The sequence below is a fragment of the Pseudodonghicola sp. genome, from assembly GCF_048268305.1.
Taxonomy (GTDB): Bacteria; Pseudomonadota; Alphaproteobacteria; order Rhodobacterales; family Rhodobacteraceae; genus Pseudodonghicola.
In genome coordinates this window covers 303,769-319,335 of the sequence record NZ_JBLWVT010000003.1, presented here as the reverse complement: position 1 = coordinate 319,335, position 15,567 = coordinate 303,769, and the positions used below count along the sequence as shown (strand labels likewise).

Below are 15,567 nucleotides of genomic sequence, written 5' to 3'. Positions count from 1 at the left end.
GAGATCGGAAACTCATGTCCTCCTCAACCGCTTCCAAGCTCCCCGTGAAGTCCGCCGTCTTCGATCAGCTCAGCGCCGCCGCGCGCGACCGGATCCTGATCCTCGACGGGGCGATGGGGACGCAGATCCAGAAGCTCGGCTTGACCGAGGATGATTTTCAGGGCTGTGGCGGCGGCGCCTGCGGTTGCCATCTGCCGCACCCCAGCGACAAGCCGCAGCAGGGCAACAACGACCTGCTGAACCTGACCCGGCCCGATGTGATCGAAGAGATCCACTATCAATACGCCATGGCCGGCGCCGATATCGTCGAGACCAACACCTTTTCCTCGACCACCATCGCCCAGGCCGATTATGCGATGGAAGGGGCGGTCTATGACCTGAACTATCAGGGCGCCAAGCTGGCCCGCCAGGCGATGGACCGGGCCGAGGCAACCGACGGGCGCAAACGCTTTGTCGCCGGCGCCCTGGGGCCGACCAACCGCACCGCCTCGATCAGCCCGGATGTGAACAACCCCGGCTATCGCGCGGTCACCTTCGACCAGCTTCGCGCGGCTTACGGCGAACAGGCCCGTGCCCTGATCGACGGCGGCGCCGATATCCTGCTGATCGAGACCATCTTCGACACGCTGAACGCCAAGGCCGCGATCTTCGCCTGCGAAGAGGTCTTTGCCGACCGCGGGCTGCGCCTGCCGGTGATGATCTCTGGCACCATCACCGATCTGTCGGGCCGCACCCTGTCGGGCCAGACGCCGACCGCCTTCTGGTATTCGGTGCGCCATGCCCAGCCGCTGACCGTGGGGCTGAACTGTGCGCTTGGCGCCGAGGCGATGCGTGCCCATATCGCCGAGCTTTCCGGTGTCGCCGACACGATGATCTGCGCCTATCCCAATGCCGGCCTGCCGAACGAGATGGGCCAATACGACGAGACGCCCGACCATATGGCGGCCCAGGTCGCGGGATTCGCCCGCGACGGGCTGGTCAATATCGTCGGCGGCTGCTGCGGCTCGACCTATGACCATATCCGCGCCATCGCCCAGGCGGTGAAGGATTTCGCCCCCCGCCAGATCCCCGAGCCGCCGAAGCTGATGCGCCTGTCGGGGCTGGAGCCCTTCACGCTGACCAAGGACATCCCCTTCGTCAACGTCGGCGAGCGCACCAATGTCACCGGCTCCGCCCGGTTCCGCAAGCTGATCACCAATGCCGATTATGCCGCAGCGCTCGACGTGGCGCGCGATCAGGTCGAAAACGGCGCCCAGGTGATCGACATCAACATGGACGAGGGGCTGATCGACAGCAAACAGGCGATGGTCGAATTCCTCAACCTGATCGCTGCCGAACCCGATATCGCCCGCGTGCCGATCATGATCGACAGCTCGAAATGGGAGGTGATCGAGGCCGGGCTGAAATGCGTGCAGGGCAAGTCCATCGTCAACTCCATCTCGATGAAGGAGGGGGAGGAGGCGTTTCTGCATCACGCCCGGCTCTGCCGCGCCTATGGCGCCGCCGTGGTGGTCATGGCCTTTGACGAGGCCGGCCAGGCCGATACCGAGGACCGCAAGGTCGAGATCTGCGCCCGCGCCTACAAGCTGCTGACCGAAGAGGTGGGTTTCCCGCCGGAAGACATCATCTTCGACCCCAACGTCTTTGCCGTCGCCACCGGGATCGAGGAACACGACAATTACGGCGTCGATTTCATCCAGGCGACCCGCCGGATCGTGCAGGATTGCCCGCATGTCCATATCTCGGGCGGGGTGTCGAACCTGAGCTTCTCCTTCCGCGGCAACGAGCCGGTGCGCGAGGCGATGCACGCCGTCTTCCTCTATCACGCGATCCAGAACGGCATGGACATGGGCATCGTCAACGCCGGGCAACTGGCGGTCTATGACCAGATCGACCCGGAATTGCGCGAGGCCTGCGAGGACGTGGTGCTGAACCGGGTGCCGGCCAAGGGCGGCTCGGCCACCGAGAACCTGCTTGAGATCGCCGAGAAATACCGCGGCCAGGGTGGCGCCAAGGGCAAGGAAAAGGACATGTCCTGGCGCGAATGGCCGGTGGAGAAACGGCTGGAACACGCGCTGGTCAACGGCATCACCGAATTCATCGACGCGGACACCGAAGAGGCGCGGCTGGCCGCCGAGCGTCCGCTGCATGTGATCGAAGGCCCGCTGATGGCCGGGATGAACGTGGTGGGCGATCTCTTCGGCTCGGGCAAGATGTTCCTGCCCCAGGTGGTGAAATCGGCCCGCGTGATGAAACAGGCGGTCGCCGTGCTGCTGCCCTATATGGAAGAGGAAAAGCGCCTGACCGGCGGTGATGGCCGCGAGGCCGCCGGCAAGGTGCTGATGGCGACGGTGAAGGGCGATGTGCACGACATCGGCAAGAACATCGTGGGCGTCGTGCTGGCCTGCAACAATTACGAGATCATCGACCTGGGCGTCATGGTGCCGGCGGAAAAGATCCTCGCCACCGCCAAGGCCGAGGGCGTCGATGTCATCGGCCTGTCCGGGCTGATCACCCCCTCGCTCGACGAGATGGTGCATGTCGCGGCCGAGATGGAGCGCGAGGGCTTCGACATCCCGCTGCTGATCGGCGGCGCCACCACCTCGCGCGTGCATACGGCGGTGAAGATCCACCCGCGCTATCACCAGGGGCAGGCGGTCTATGTCACCGATGCCTCCCGCGCGGTGGGGGTGGTCTCCGCCCTGCTGTCGGAAAACCAGAAGCCCGACTACATCGCCAATATCCGGGCCGAATATGCCGATGTCTCGGAAAAACACGCCCGCGCCGAGCTTGCCAAGAAGCGGATCACGCTGGAGCAGGCCCGCGCCAACGCGCTGAAGATCGACTTCTCCGACTATCACGTGCCGGCGCCGAGCTTCCTTGGCACCAAGGTGTTCGACGGCTGGGATCTCGAAGACCTGGCGCGCTATATCGACTGGACGCCCTTCTTCCAGACCTGGGAGATGAAGGGGGTCTATCCGAAGATCCTCGAGGATGAGAAACAGGGCGAGGCGGCGCGCGCGCTCTTTGCCGACGCGCAGGCGATGCTGAAGCGGATCATCAAGGAAAAATGGTTCCATCCCCGCGCCGTCGTCGGTTTCTGGCCGGCCAATGCGGTGGGCGATGATATCCACCTCTTCACCGATGACACCCGCTCCGAAGATCTCGCCACCCTCTTCACCCTGCGCCAGCAGACCGCCAAGCGCGAGGGGCGCCCGAATGTGGCGCTTTCTGATTTCGTGGCGCCCAGGGGGTCGGTGCCCGACTATGTCGGCGGCTTCGTGGTCACCGCCGGGGCGGAGGAGATCGCCATCGCCGAGGCTTTCGAGCGCAAGAACGACGACTACTCCTCGATCCTGGTCAAGGCGCTGGCCGACCGCTTCGCCGAAGCCTTCGCCGAACGCATGCACGAGATGGTCCGCAAGGAGCTCTGGGCCTATGCGCCTGAGGAAAGCTATGCGCCGCAGGAGCTGATTGGCGAGCCCTATGCCGGCATCCGTCCGGCGCCGGGCTATCCGGCTCAGCCCGATCATACCGAGAAGGTGACGCTCTTCGATCTGCTCGATGCCACCAAGGCGACCGGGGTCGAACTGACCGAAAGCTATGCGATGTGGCCGGGCTCCTCGGTCTCGGGGCTCTATATCGGTCATCCCGACAGCTATTATTTCGGCGTCGCCAAGGTCGAGCGTGACCAGGTCGAGGATTACGCCAGCCGCAAGGGGATGGATGTGGTCGAGGTCGAACGCTGGCTGGGCCCGATCCTGAACTACACCCCCGGCAAGGCGATCGCGGCGGAATAACCCAATGGCCGGGCGCTGCGGCGCCCGATCACTTTCGATTGGGCCTTGTGCTGCGCACCCGGCGGGCAGGGGGCTCTGCCCCCATCGCCTGCGGCGATTCCCCCGGGATATTTGGGCCAGATCGAAGGCGCCGGCAGCGGGTAGCCGGTTGACAGCCTCTCATGTCGCAAAGACACCCGATCCGGCTGGCGCGGGACCGGGTGCCTTCGACCTGGACGGTCATCGGCGTCCCCGCCTGTACCGTGGGATCAGTCTGCGATGACAGGGTAAAGAAATCCTTTGCGGCCTTCGATCTGGTTCAAATATCCTCGGGGGTGAATTGGCCCGAAGGGCCAAGAGGGGGCAGACAGCCCCCTTTGCCTGTTCGGGGGAAGGAGCGGGCCGGTGCCCGGCTTGCCCCGGGACGCGGCGGGGTGCTAGCTGGAGGGCACGGCGTCCGCGCCCCCGAACGGAGTAGTCCCCCGATGTCCAGCGACAGCGATCCCGCCCATCCGCGCCTGACGCAGAACCCGCATGCCACCAGGGAACCGCGGGAGAAGAACCTGGAACTCGCCATCGGCCGCCAGGTCCGCGAATTGCGCAAGCGCGCCCGGATGACCGGGTCTGATCTGGCGCAGGAGGCCGGTCTCTCGGTCGGCATGCTGTCGAAGATCGAGAACGGGGTGATCTCGCCCTCGCTCAACACGCTGCAGACGCTGGCCCATGCGCTGCGGGTGCCGCTGGTGCAGCTCTTCTCCGACTATGAGGAGGAGCACGGCTGCGTGCACGTCAAGGCCGGCACCGGGGTCGAGGTCGAGCGCGCCGGCACGCGGGCCGGGCATCAGTACACGCTGCTGGGCCATATCGGGTCCAACCCGTCTGGGGTGGTGGTGGAACCTTACATGATCACCCTTTCGACCGAGAGCGACCGCTTCCCGGCCTTTCAGCACGAGGGGATGGAATTCCTCTACATGCTGGAGGGGACGGTGGACTACCGCCATGGCGATGGCAGCTATCGGCTGGAGCCGGGGGACAGCCTGCTGTTCGATTCCGATGCGCCGCACGGACCCGAGGGGCTGGTGGAGCTGCCGGCGCGCTACCTGTCGATCATCACCTATCCGCAGAAGACCTGAGGTTTTCGCACCGCCTTGAAACTGCGCAATCCGGGCGGTGGTGCGCCCGGATATTGGGCGTTCTGTTTTTGCGTCAAGAAATTTCCTGAAAAGAAAATATATATCCTTCAAGGCAACTCTCGTCGTCGGTAGCAAGAGGCCAGCGACACTCGAGTCGCGCCATGACGGAGACAAACATGTGCGGCATCGTTGGCCTGTTCCTGAAGAAGGAAGACTTGCGCCCGCGTCTGGGTGACATGCTGACCGATATGCTCATCACCATGACGGATCGCGGCCCCGACAGCGCGGGCATCGCGATCTATGGCGATGAGACGGAAGGTCTGAAGATGACCATCCAGTCGGATACCCCCGAGGCGGATTTCCCCGGGCTCGACGGCGGGCTCGAGGCGGCGCTCGGCCAGCGCGTCGGCATCGAGGTGATCGACACCCATGCGGTGCTGACCCTGCCCGAAGCGGCCGAGGCCGAGGCGCGCGCCTATCTGGCGGCGCGAGGAATCCGGGTGATGGGCGCCGGTCGGGCGATGGAGATCTTCAAGGAGGTCGGCCTGCCCAGGGAGGTGGCGGATCGCTTCGGCATCCGCGCCATGGGTGGCAGCCACGGCATCGGCCATACCCGCATGGCGACCGAAAGCGCGGTCACCACGCTGGGCGCGCACCCGTTCTCGACCGGCGACGACCAGTGCCTGGTGCACAATGGCTCGCTGTCGAACCACAACCAGATGCGCCGGGTGCTGACCGAGAAGGGGTTCGCGCCGCAGACCGAGAACGATACCGAGGTCGCCGCCTGCTACATCTCCTCGCGTCTGGCCGAGGGGGCCAATCTGGGCGAGGCGCTGGAGGGCACGCTGAAGGATCTGGACGGGTTCTTCACCTTTGTCGTCGGCACCAAGAACGGCTTTGGCGTGGTCCGCGATCCGATCGCCTGCAAGCCCGCGGTGATGGCCGAGACCGAGGATTACGTGGCCTTCGGCTCGGAATACCGGGCGCTCGCCAATCTGCCGGGGATCGAGACCGCCCGCGTCTGGGAACCCGAACCCGCAACCGTCTATTTCTGGGAGCGTTGAGAATGCCCGTATTGGACATGTCCCTGACCCCGCTGCGCGAGGTCAATTCCACCCTGCAGGCCGCCGCCAAGGCACTGGCGAACGAGGCCTATGTGATAGAGAACCCGCGCGGCTCGCACGCCGTGGCGGTGGGGCTCGACGGGCCGCTCGAGGTCACGGTGAAGGGCTCGACCGGCTATTACTGCGCCGGGATGAACCAAGAGGCCACCGTCCATGTCGAAGGTTCCGCCGGGCCGGGGGTTGCCGAGAACATGATGTCGGGCACCGTCATCATCGACGGCGATGCCAGCCAATATGCCGGCGCCACCGGCCATGGCGGGCTGTTGGTGATCAAGGGCAATGCCTCGTCGCGCTGCGGGATTTCGATGAAGGGCATCGACATCGTGGTGCATGGTTCCATCGGCCATATGTCCGCCTTCATGGCGCAATCGGGCAATCTGGTGGTGCTGGGCGATGCCGGCGACGCGCTGGGGGATTCGCTTTACGAGGCGCGGCTGTTCGTGCGCGGCGCGGTCAAATCGCTGGGCGCCGATTGCGTCGAAAAGGAGATGCGGCCCGAACATCTGGCGATTCTGACCGATCTTTTGGCACGCGCCGGCGCCGAGGCCAAACCGGAAGAGTTCAAACGCTATGGCTCGGCCCGCAAGCTCTACAATTTCCACGTCGATCACGCCGGCGATTATTGAGGACAGCGTTATGGAAAAGACTCCCCAAACCCTGCCGCGGCAGAGCTGGACCTTCTCGAACGAGATCAATTCGGAAATCCGCCGGGCGGCGGCGACCGGCATCTATGACATTCGCGGTGGCGGTGCCAAGCGGCGGGTGCCGCATTTCGACGACCTGCTGTTTCTGGGGGCCTCGATGTCGCGCTATCCGCTGGAAGGCTACCGCGAGAAATGCGGCACCGATGTGGTGCTGGGTACCCGGTTCGCCAAGAAACCGATCGAGCTGAAGATCCCCGTCACCATCGCCGGCATGTCCTTCGGCGCGCTTTCGGCCCATGCCAAGGAGGCGCTGGGGCGTGGCGCCACCATGGCCGGCACCTCGACCACCACCGGCGACGGCGGCATGACGCCCGAGGAACGCGGGCACAGCGAAAAGCTGGTCTATCAATATCTGCCCTCGCGCTATGGCATGAACCCCGACGATCTGCGCCGCGCCGACGCCATCGAGGTGGTGGTGGGGCAGGGCGCCAAGCCGGGCGGCGGCGGCATGCTGCTCGGCCAGAAGATCACCGAACGGGTCGCCGGCATGCGCGATCTGCCGGTGGGGATCGACCAGCGGTCGGCCTGCCGGCATCCGGACTGGACCGGGCCGGACGATCTGGAGATCAAGATCCTCGAGCTGCGCGAGATCACCAATTGGGAAAAGCCGATCTATATCAAGGTCGGTGGCGCGCGGCCCTATTACGACACCGCGCTGGCGGTGAAGGCGGGCGCCGATGTGGTGGTTCTGGACGGCATGCAGGGCGGCACCGCGGCGACGCAGGATGTGTTCATCGAGAACGTCGGCCAGCCGACGCTGGCCTGCATCCGTCCGGCGGTGAAGGCGCTGCAGGATCTGGGCATGCATCGCAAGGTGCAGCTGGTGGTCTCGGGCGGTATCCGCACCGGCGCCGATGTGGCCAAGGCGCTGGCGCTGGGGGCTGACGCGGTGTCGATCGGCACTGCGGCGCTGATCGCCATCGGCGACAATGATCCGAAGTGGGAGGCGGAGTATCAAAAGCTCGGCACCACCACCGGCGCCTATGACGATTGGCACGAGGGCAAGGATCCGGCCGGGATCACCACCCAGGACCCCGAGCTGATGAAACGGCTCGACCCGGTCGAGGCGGGGCGGCGGCTGCGCAATTACCTGAGCGTGCTGACGCTGGAATGCCAGACCATCGCGCGCGCCTGCGGCAAGAGCCATGTCCACAACCTGGAGCCCGAGGACCTCTGCGCGCTGACCATCGAGGCCGCCGCCATGGCCGGTGTGCCGCTGGCCGGCACCAACTGGATCCCGGGGCAGAACGGGTTCTGAACCCATAAAGACAGGGCGGGGATCAACCCCGCCCTTTTCCATTCAACAGGGACTACCGAGGATAAGCCGATGACCGATCTCGCCGCCTTCGCCAAGGAGAAGGGCGTCAAGTATTTCATGATCTCCTATACCGACCTGTTCGGTGGCCAGCGGGCCAAGCTGGTGCCGGCGCAGGCGATCGCGGGGATGCAGGAGGATGGCGCGGGCTTCGCCGGCTTCGCCACCTGGCTCGACCTGACGCCGGCGCATCCCGACATGCTGGCGGTGCCGGATCCCGAGATGGTGATCCAGCTTCCCTGGAAGCCCGAGGTCGCCTGGGTCGCCGCCAATTGCGTGATGGAAGGCGTCGAGGTCGAACAGGCGCCGCGCAATGTGCTGCGCAGGCTGATCGGCGAGGCGGCCAAGGAAGGGTTGCGGGTCAAGACCGGGATCGAGGCGGAGTTCTTCCTGCTGACGCCCGAGGGGACCGAGATTTCGGACCCCGCCGATACCGCCGCCAAGCCCTGCTATGACCAGCAGGCGGTGATGCGCCGCTATGACGTGATCAGCGAGATCTGCGATTACATGCTGGAGCTGGGCTGGGGCCCCTATCAGAACGATCACGAGGACGCCAACGGCCAGTTCGAGATGAACTGGGAATTCGACGATGCGCTGGTCACCGCCGATCGCCACAGCTTTTTCAAGTTCATGGTGAAATCGGTGGCTGAAAAGCATGGGCTGCGTGCCACCTTCATGCCGAAACCGATCGAGGGGCTGACCGGCAACGGCTGCCACGCCCATGTCTCGGTCTGGGATCTGGACGGCAAGACCAATGCTTTCGCCTCGAAGGACGGCAGCGGCCAGACCGGCGAGGTCGGCCTGTCGGAGCAGGGGGCGCATTTCCTCGGCGGCATCATGAAACACGCCGAGGCGCTGGCGGCGATCACCAATCCGACGGTCAACAGCTACAAGCGGATCAATGCGCCGCGCACCATTTCGGGGGCGACCTGGGCTCCCAACACCGTCACCTGGACCGGCAACAACCGCACCCATATGGTCCGCGTGCCGGGGCCCGGCCGGTTCGAACTGCGGCTGCCCGACGGGGCGGTGAACCCCTATCTGCTGCAGGCGGTGATCATCGCCGCCGGGCTCTCCGGCATCCGCTCAAAGGCCGATCCCGGCCCGCGCTATGACATCGACATGTATGCCGAGGGCCACAAGATCGAGGGCGCGCCGAAGCTCCCGCTGAACATGCTCGACGCGATCCGCGCCTTCGACGCCGATGCCGAGCTGAAGGCGATGCTGGGCGATGACTTCTCTGCCTCCTACATGAAGATGAAGATGCAGGAGTGGAATTCCTTCGTTTCCCATTTCTCCCATTGGGAACGCGACAACACGCTCGACATCTGACCCATCTGCTCCACCGGCCCTCTGCCCTGCGCCCTGTCCGATCTCCCCCGGGCGGGGCGTTTCATTTTATGGCGCGGGATTTCGAATTAGCCGGGGACTGAACCTGACAGGTCGTTGATACATCTTCGAAATTATGTTCTTCGCTTCCGGGATTACCGACCGGATACAAGGATTTAGCGAATCTGTGCCGATATTTGATCAGGCCTTGATCCTGGACACCTCAGGGCGTCCGATCCGCCAGCAGGGCGTGACCGTGTCGCGCGACTGGGACGAGGTCGCCGCCTTCTGTCGCGAGGTCTATCTGCCGTTTCAGGTTCGGCCTGTCGGCCGGTTTCTATGGCCGGATGCCACCATGCGGCAGGCGCGGGTGGGGCGGATCCTGATGACGCGGTTTTCCTATGGGGTGCCGATCTATCTGGATGATCTGGACCTCTCCAAGGGGCAGGTGGTCGTGATGAACACCTTGGCCGGGGCGCTGAACCACAAGGTCAACGAGCGGAGCGAGGCGGTCACCCGCCGCGCGGAGAGCTTTGTGGTCGATTGCACCCGGGTCGATCACTGGCTCGAGGCCGACGCGGCGCATTTGCAGCTGAACCTGACGATCCCGCACGATGTATTGGCCGAGATCGCGCAGCGCTGGTTCGGCTTCGTGCCCGATGACCGGCTCTGGACCCGGCGGCTGGCCTTCGGCGGGCGCGGCTCGCGCTGGATATCGCTATTGAACTATGCCGTGAGCTGCATCGGGCCGGAAGGCGCGGTGCAGGGGGCCAACCCGATGGCGCGCCATCTCGAGGAATTGCTCTGTATCGAGCTGCTTCAGTCCTGGGCGCAGGGAAGCGGCCTGTCGCTGCGCGAGGGCGCGCGCACGGCGGCGCCGCATTACGTTCGCGAGGCGGAGCAGATCATGGAGGCCGAGGCGCGCGAGGCCCCGACCATTGGAGAGGTCGCGGCCCGGGTCGGGGTTTCGGCGCGGACCTTGTCCGAAGGTTTCCGCCGGTTTCGTGGCATCGCCCCGCGTGAGTTCCTGCGCGATCGCAGGCTCGATGGTATTCATGCGGCGCTGGAAAATGCGCTTCCGGGACAATCGGTTACATCGGTTGCCGCGGATTGGGGGTATAGCAATTTCGGCGCATTGGCGCGGATCTATCGCCTGAGGTTCGGCGAAAACCCGTCGCAAACGCTGCAGCGACATTCATAAATCTCCGATTTCGAACAACGCCTGCCGGTCGGGGGTGGCGACCTGCGCGCTGTCGCGCCAGCTTTGCGGTAGAGATATAAATCAGGCTGGGAGCAGTGAATGAGCGACTTCAAAGCCGCCTGTGACGAGGTCTTGCGCAGCGTGACCGAGGATTCCCTGCGGGTGCCGGGGGTCGTTGCCATGGTTACCACCCGCGACGGTTCGATCTATTCCGGTGCGTTTGGCGAGCGTCGGCTGGGGGGTGAGGCGATGACCGAGGACACGGTTTTCAACCTGTTCTCCGCCACTCAGGCCATCACTGCCACGGCAGCTCTGCAATGTGTCGAAGAGGGGCTCTTGCTGCTCGATGCGCCGGCGCGCGACTATGTGCCTGAGATCGGCGCGCTGCAGGTGCTCGAGGGGATCGAGGCCGACGGAACACCCCGGCTGCGCGCCCCGACAGGCGATCTGACCACGCGCCAGCTTCTGCTGCATACCGCCGGCTTCGGTTATGAGTTCTTCAGTGAAGACTATCACCGGCTGGTCCAGTCGGGTCATGTGCCCAGCATCGCCAGCGGATGTCGCGCCGCGCTGAACGCGCCGCTGCTGTCCGACCCGGGCGCGCGCTGGACCTATGGGATCAGTCTCGACTGGGTCGGGCTGATTGTCGAGGCGGTCCGCGGCAAGCGTCTGGGCAGGGTGCTGCGCGATCACATCTTCGATCCGCTGGAGATGCGTGACATCGGTTTCACCCGCAGCCCCGAGATGGCGGCCCGCAGCGCCGCCTTTCATCGTCGTGACGCGACGGGCGCGTTGATCGCGACGGGGGAGTGGATTCTTCCCGATGTGCCTGAAACCGATATGGGTGGCCACGGGCTGTTCGGAACGGTGCCCGATTACATGAAGTTCATCCGCATGTGGCTGAACGACGGGCGCGGCCCGAATGGTCCGGTACTGCGGCCCCAGACGGTGGGCTGGGCGGTGCGCAACGGCCTGCAGCGCGAGCTTGATGTCCACCGCCTCTACAGCGCGGAGCCGTCGATCTCCTGCGACGTGGATCTGTTCCCCGGGCTCAAGAAGGGCTGGGCCTATCCCTTCATGATCAACCTGAACCGCGCCCCCACCGGTCGGGCGACGGGATCACTGGGCTGGGCCGGGGTCGCCAACAGTTTCTACTGGATCGACCGCAAGACCGGGATCGGCGGCTATTGGGCAACCCAGATCCTGCCCTTCGGCGATCCGGTTTCCTATATCGGCTCGCAGGATTTCGAGGCGACCGTCTATCACGCCCTCAGACGCATGGCCGAGCCGGCCCCGGTGCCGCTGCGGCTGATCTGAAGAGGGCGGGGCAAGCCCCGCCCGATCAAGGCTTTGTCGCGCGGGGGTCAGCCCATGCGTTCGCTGGAATAGGAGCCGGGCGAGGCGGGGAAGACCACCGTCCTGTTGCCGTTCACGAAGGCCCGGCGATGGGCATGGGCATGGATCGCGCGGGCCAGCACCTGGCTTTCCACATCGCGGCCAAGCGAGACGTAATCCTCGGCCGATTGCGCATGGGTCACCCGGACCACGTCCTGTTCGATGATCGGGCCCTCGTCCAGATCGGCCGTCACATAGTGCGAGGTCGCCCCGATCAGCTTCACGCCCCTCTCATAGGCCTGCTTGTAGGGGTTGGCCCCCTTGAAGCTGGGCAGGAAGGAATGGTGGATGTTGATGATCCGGCCGGACATCTTCTGGCACATCTCATCCGAGAGGATCTGCATGTAGCGGGCCAGCACGATCAGTTCGGCGCCCGAGTCCTCGACCACCTGCATGATGGCAGCCTCGGCCAGCGGCTTGTTCTCCTTCGTCACCTTGATGCAGTGGAACGGGATGTCGTGGTTCACGACGACCTTCTGATAGTCCATGTGGTTCGAGATCACCGCCACGATGTCGATCGGCAGCGCACCGATCCGCCAGCGATAGAGCAGGTCGTTCAGGCAATGGCCGAAGCGCGACACCATGATGACCACCTTCATCTTCTCCGACGGATTGTGAAAGGCGAACTCCATGCCAAATCGATCCGCCGTCGCAACAAAGCTCTCGCTCAGCTCCTCGCGGCTGCGGCCCTCTTCGGAATCGAAGCGCAAGCGCATGAAAAAGCGGTCGTTTTCAAGATCGGAGAACTGCGAGCTGTCGTGAATATTGCAGCCCTGCTCCGACAGGTAGGTCGCAATCGCCGCGACGATGCCCGGGCGAACCGGGCAGGAAACTGTCAGGGTGATCTGGGACATGTCTGTTGGACCTTTCTGAGGATCAGCATTCCGGCAGGTTGACGGCAATCCCACCGGTTGAGGTTTCTTTGTATTTGAGGTTCATGTCCTGCCCGGTTTCGAGCATGACGCGCACGCAATTGTCGAGCGGCATGAAATGCTGCCCGTCGCCCTTCAGCGCCAGCGACGCGGCAGAGACCGCCTTGATCGCGCCAAGCGCATTCCGTTCGATGCAGGGCACCTGCACCAGGCCCGCCGCCGGATCGCAGGTCATGCCCAGGTGATGTTCAAGCGCGATCTCGGCGGCGTTTTCCACCTGCGCGTTGCTGCCGCCGAGCGCGGCGCAAAGCCCCGCCGCCGCCATCGCCGCAGCCGAGCCGACTTCGCCCTGACAACCCACCTCGGCGCCCGAGATCGAGGCGTTGTGCTTGATCAGCCCGCCGATGGCCGCGGCCACCAGCAAGAGATCGCGGCATCCCGCATGGGTGGCCCCGACGCAATGGTCGCGATAATAGCGCAGCACCGCCGGCACTACCCCCGCCGCCCCGTTTGTGGGGGCGGTCACGATCCGACCACCGGCGGCGTTTTCCTCGTTCACCGCCATGGCATAGACGCTCATCCAGTCGTTGGCCTGATGCGGCTGCGCCAGGTTCAGCCCCTTCTCGGCCTGGAGCTGATCATGAATCGCCTTGGCGCGGCGTTTCACCTTCAGCCCGCCCGGCAGGATCCCCTCCTGCGCCAGACCCCGGTCGATGCAATCGTCCATGGTCTTGAGGATGCGGTCGATCTTGTCGTCGAGCGCGGCGCCGTGCAGCACGGTCTCGTTGGCGCGTTTCATCTGCGCGATGGAAAGACCGGAGCCTGTGCCCATCTCCAGCATCTCGGCGGCCGTGCCGAACGGAAACGGAAACGGAAACGCCTGCGCGGCCTTCTCGTCATGCAGATCGGCTCCGGCGGCCTTCTGCGCCTCAAGCTCGGCCGCCGTCAGAACAAAACCGCCACCGATCGAGTAATAGGTTTGCTGATGCCAGGTGTTTCCGGCGGTGTCATAGGCGCGCAGGATCAGCCCATTGGCATGGCCCGGCAGCGGTGCCCCCCAGTCGAACACGAGATCGCCGTCGGGCGCGAAGCGCAGCTCTCCCAATCCATCGGGCCGGACCACCCCCTCGCGCCGCACCTGCGCCTCGAGATCCTCGGCACGATCCGGCTCCAGCGTTTCCGGCAACAGGCCGCAAAAGCCCAGGATCACCGCGCGGTCAGTCGCATGCCCCTTGCCGGTGAAGGCGAGCGAGCCGTGCAGGCTCGCCCCCAGGCGGTGCAGCTGTCCCGCCCCGGGGATTTTCTCGACCCCGCCGCGCAGATCGTCGAGGAACCGCGCGGCGGCGATCATCGGCCCCATCGTATGCGAAGACGACGGGCCGACGCCGATCTTGAAGACGTCGAAGACCGACAGGAACATCTCAGCCCGCCGACGCGTAGATCGGGAAGGCCGCGCAAAGCGCACGCACCTCGGCCCGCACCTCGGCCTCGACCTCGGCATTCCCTTCCGGGTTTTCCGCCAGCGCGTTCAGAACCCGCAGGATCAGGCTGCCGATCTGTTCGAACTCGGCCTCGCGGAAACCGCGGGTGGTGCCGGCCGAGGTGCCCAGACGGATGCCCGAAGTCACGAAGGGTTTCTCCGGGTCATTCGGGATCGCGTTCTTGTTGCAGGTGAGACCGGCCCGCTCCAGCGCGATCTCGGCGGCCTTGCCGGTCACCCCCTTGGGTTGCAGATCGACCAGCACCATGTGGCTGTCCGTGCCGCCAGAGACGATGCCGACGCCGCCAACCATCAGCACATCGGCCAGCGCGCGGGCGTTGTCGATCACCTGCTCGGCATAGGTGGCGAAGGAGGGATCGAGCGCCTCGCCGAAGGCCACCGCCTTGGCGGCGATCACATGCATCAGCGGCCCGCCCTGGTTGCCCGGGAAGACGGCCGAGTTCAGCTTTTTCGCCAGCGCCTCGTCATTGGTCAGGATCACCCCGCCGCGCGGACCGCGCAGCGTCTTGTGGGTGGTCGAGGTGGTGACATGGGCATGCGGCACCGGGTTGGGATATTTCCCGCCGGCGATCAGCCCGGCGTAATGCGCCATGTCGACCATCAGATAGGCGCCGACCTCGTCCGCGATCTTGCGGAACCCTTCGAAGTCGATCTTGCGCGGATAGGCCGAGGCGCCGGCGACGATCAACTTGGGTTTGGTTTCCAGCGCCTTTTCGCGCACCTTCTCCATGTCGATCAGATGGGTCTGCGCGTCGACCTCATAGGACACCACGTCGAACCATTTGCCCGACATCGTCACCGGCGAGCCGTGGGTCAGATGGCCGCCATGCGCCAGCGACAGGCCCATGATGCGATCGCCCGGCTGCAGCAGCGCCAGGAACACCGCCTGGTTGGCCTGCGCCCCGGAATGCGGCTGCACGTTGACGAAGCCCGCCCCGAACAGTTGCTTGAGCCGGTCGATGGCGACGGCCTCGACCTTGTCGACGAATTCGCAGCCGCCGTAATAGCGTTTGCCGGGATAGCCTTCGGCATATTTGTTGGTCAGCACGGATCCCTGCGCTGCCATGACATCGGCAGAGACGATGTTTTCCGACGCGATCAGCTCGATCTGGGTCTGCTGACGGTCGAGTTCTTCGGCGATGGCCGAAGCGATCACGGTGTCGGAGATACCGGCCTTGGGAAGGGTATGGATCATCGGGGACGTCCTTTCAGGG

General features: G+C 64.9%; 11 protein-coding genes. 8 read left to right on the top strand and 3 right to left on the bottom strand.

Translation table 11 applies throughout. The features are described from left to right. Positions 1-14: 14 nt before the first annotated feature. From metH to ACN0V4_RS07250, 8 genes are all read left to right on the top strand, one after another. Entirely contained in the window at positions 15-3,800 is a 3,786-nt protein-coding gene (metH, locus tag ACN0V4_RS07285) for a methionine synthase (protein WP_417674513.1), read from the top strand. Between the two features lie 464 nt (positions 3,801-4,264). Then, complete coding sequence (locus ACN0V4_RS07280; RefSeq protein ID WP_417674511.1) at positions 4,265-4,912, top strand: helix-turn-helix domain-containing protein; 648 nt, start codon at positions 4,265-4,267, stop codon at positions 4,910-4,912. A 176-nt stretch (positions 4,913-5,088) separates the two neighbouring features. Continuing rightward, positions 5,089-5,976 carry a class II glutamine amidotransferase gene (locus ACN0V4_RS07275; RefSeq protein WP_417674509.1) on the top strand — a complete coding sequence of 296 codons (888 nt, stop codon included), beginning with the start codon at positions 5,089-5,091 and terminating at the stop codon, positions 5,974-5,976. Positions 5,977-5,978: 2 nt separating this feature from the next. Then, positions 5,979-6,662: a protein GlxC gene (locus tag ACN0V4_RS07270; RefSeq protein WP_417674507.1), complete on the top strand. Its 684-nt coding sequence runs from the start codon at positions 5,979-5,981 to the stop codon at positions 6,660-6,662. 10 nt (positions 6,663-6,672) lie between these two features. Continuing rightward, a complete protein-coding gene (locus ACN0V4_RS07265; protein ID WP_417674505.1) occupies positions 6,673-7,998 on the top strand; it encodes an FMN-binding glutamate synthase family protein in 1,326 nt (441 codons plus the stop codon). A gap of 69 nt (positions 7,999-8,067) precedes the next feature. After that, positions 8,068-9,387 carry a type III glutamate--ammonia ligase gene (gene glnT, locus ACN0V4_RS07260; RefSeq protein WP_417674503.1) on the top strand — a complete coding sequence of 440 codons (1,320 nt, stop codon included), beginning with the start codon at positions 8,068-8,070 and terminating at the stop codon, positions 9,385-9,387. A 184-nt stretch (positions 9,388-9,571) separates the two neighbouring features. Beyond that, the gene (locus tag ACN0V4_RS07255) at positions 9,572-10,585 is read left to right on the top strand and encodes a helix-turn-helix domain-containing protein (RefSeq protein ID WP_417674501.1); all 1,014 of its coding nucleotides are present in this window, start codon (positions 9,572-9,574) and stop codon (positions 10,583-10,585) included. Between the two features lie 99 nt (positions 10,586-10,684). Further along, the gene (locus tag ACN0V4_RS07250) at positions 10,685-11,902 is read left to right on the top strand and encodes a serine hydrolase domain-containing protein (protein WP_417674499.1); all 1,218 of its coding nucleotides are present in this window, start codon (positions 10,685-10,687) and stop codon (positions 11,900-11,902) included. 47 nt (positions 11,903-11,949) lie between these two features. Here ACN0V4_RS07250 and purU read toward each other — a convergent pair whose 3' ends face one another. The 3 genes from purU to glyA are packed head-to-tail and all read right to left on the bottom strand — an operon-like array spanning position 11,950 to position 15,548. Further along, positions 11,950-12,834, bottom strand: coding sequence for a formyltetrahydrofolate deformylase (gene purU / locus ACN0V4_RS07245; protein ID WP_417674497.1), 885 nt, complete (start codon positions 12,832-12,834; stop codon positions 11,950-11,952). A 22-nt stretch (positions 12,835-12,856) separates the two neighbouring features. Then, positions 12,857-14,272, bottom strand: a complete 1,416-nt coding sequence (locus tag ACN0V4_RS07240) for an L-serine ammonia-lyase (RefSeq protein ID WP_417674495.1) — start codon at positions 14,270-14,272, stop codon at positions 12,857-12,859. A gap of 1 nt (position 14,273) precedes the next feature. Continuing rightward, positions 14,274-15,548, bottom strand: a complete 1,275-nt coding sequence (gene glyA, locus ACN0V4_RS07235) for a serine hydroxymethyltransferase (RefSeq protein WP_417674493.1) — start codon at positions 15,546-15,548, stop codon at positions 14,274-14,276. Positions 15,549-15,567: the final 19 nt, after the last annotated feature.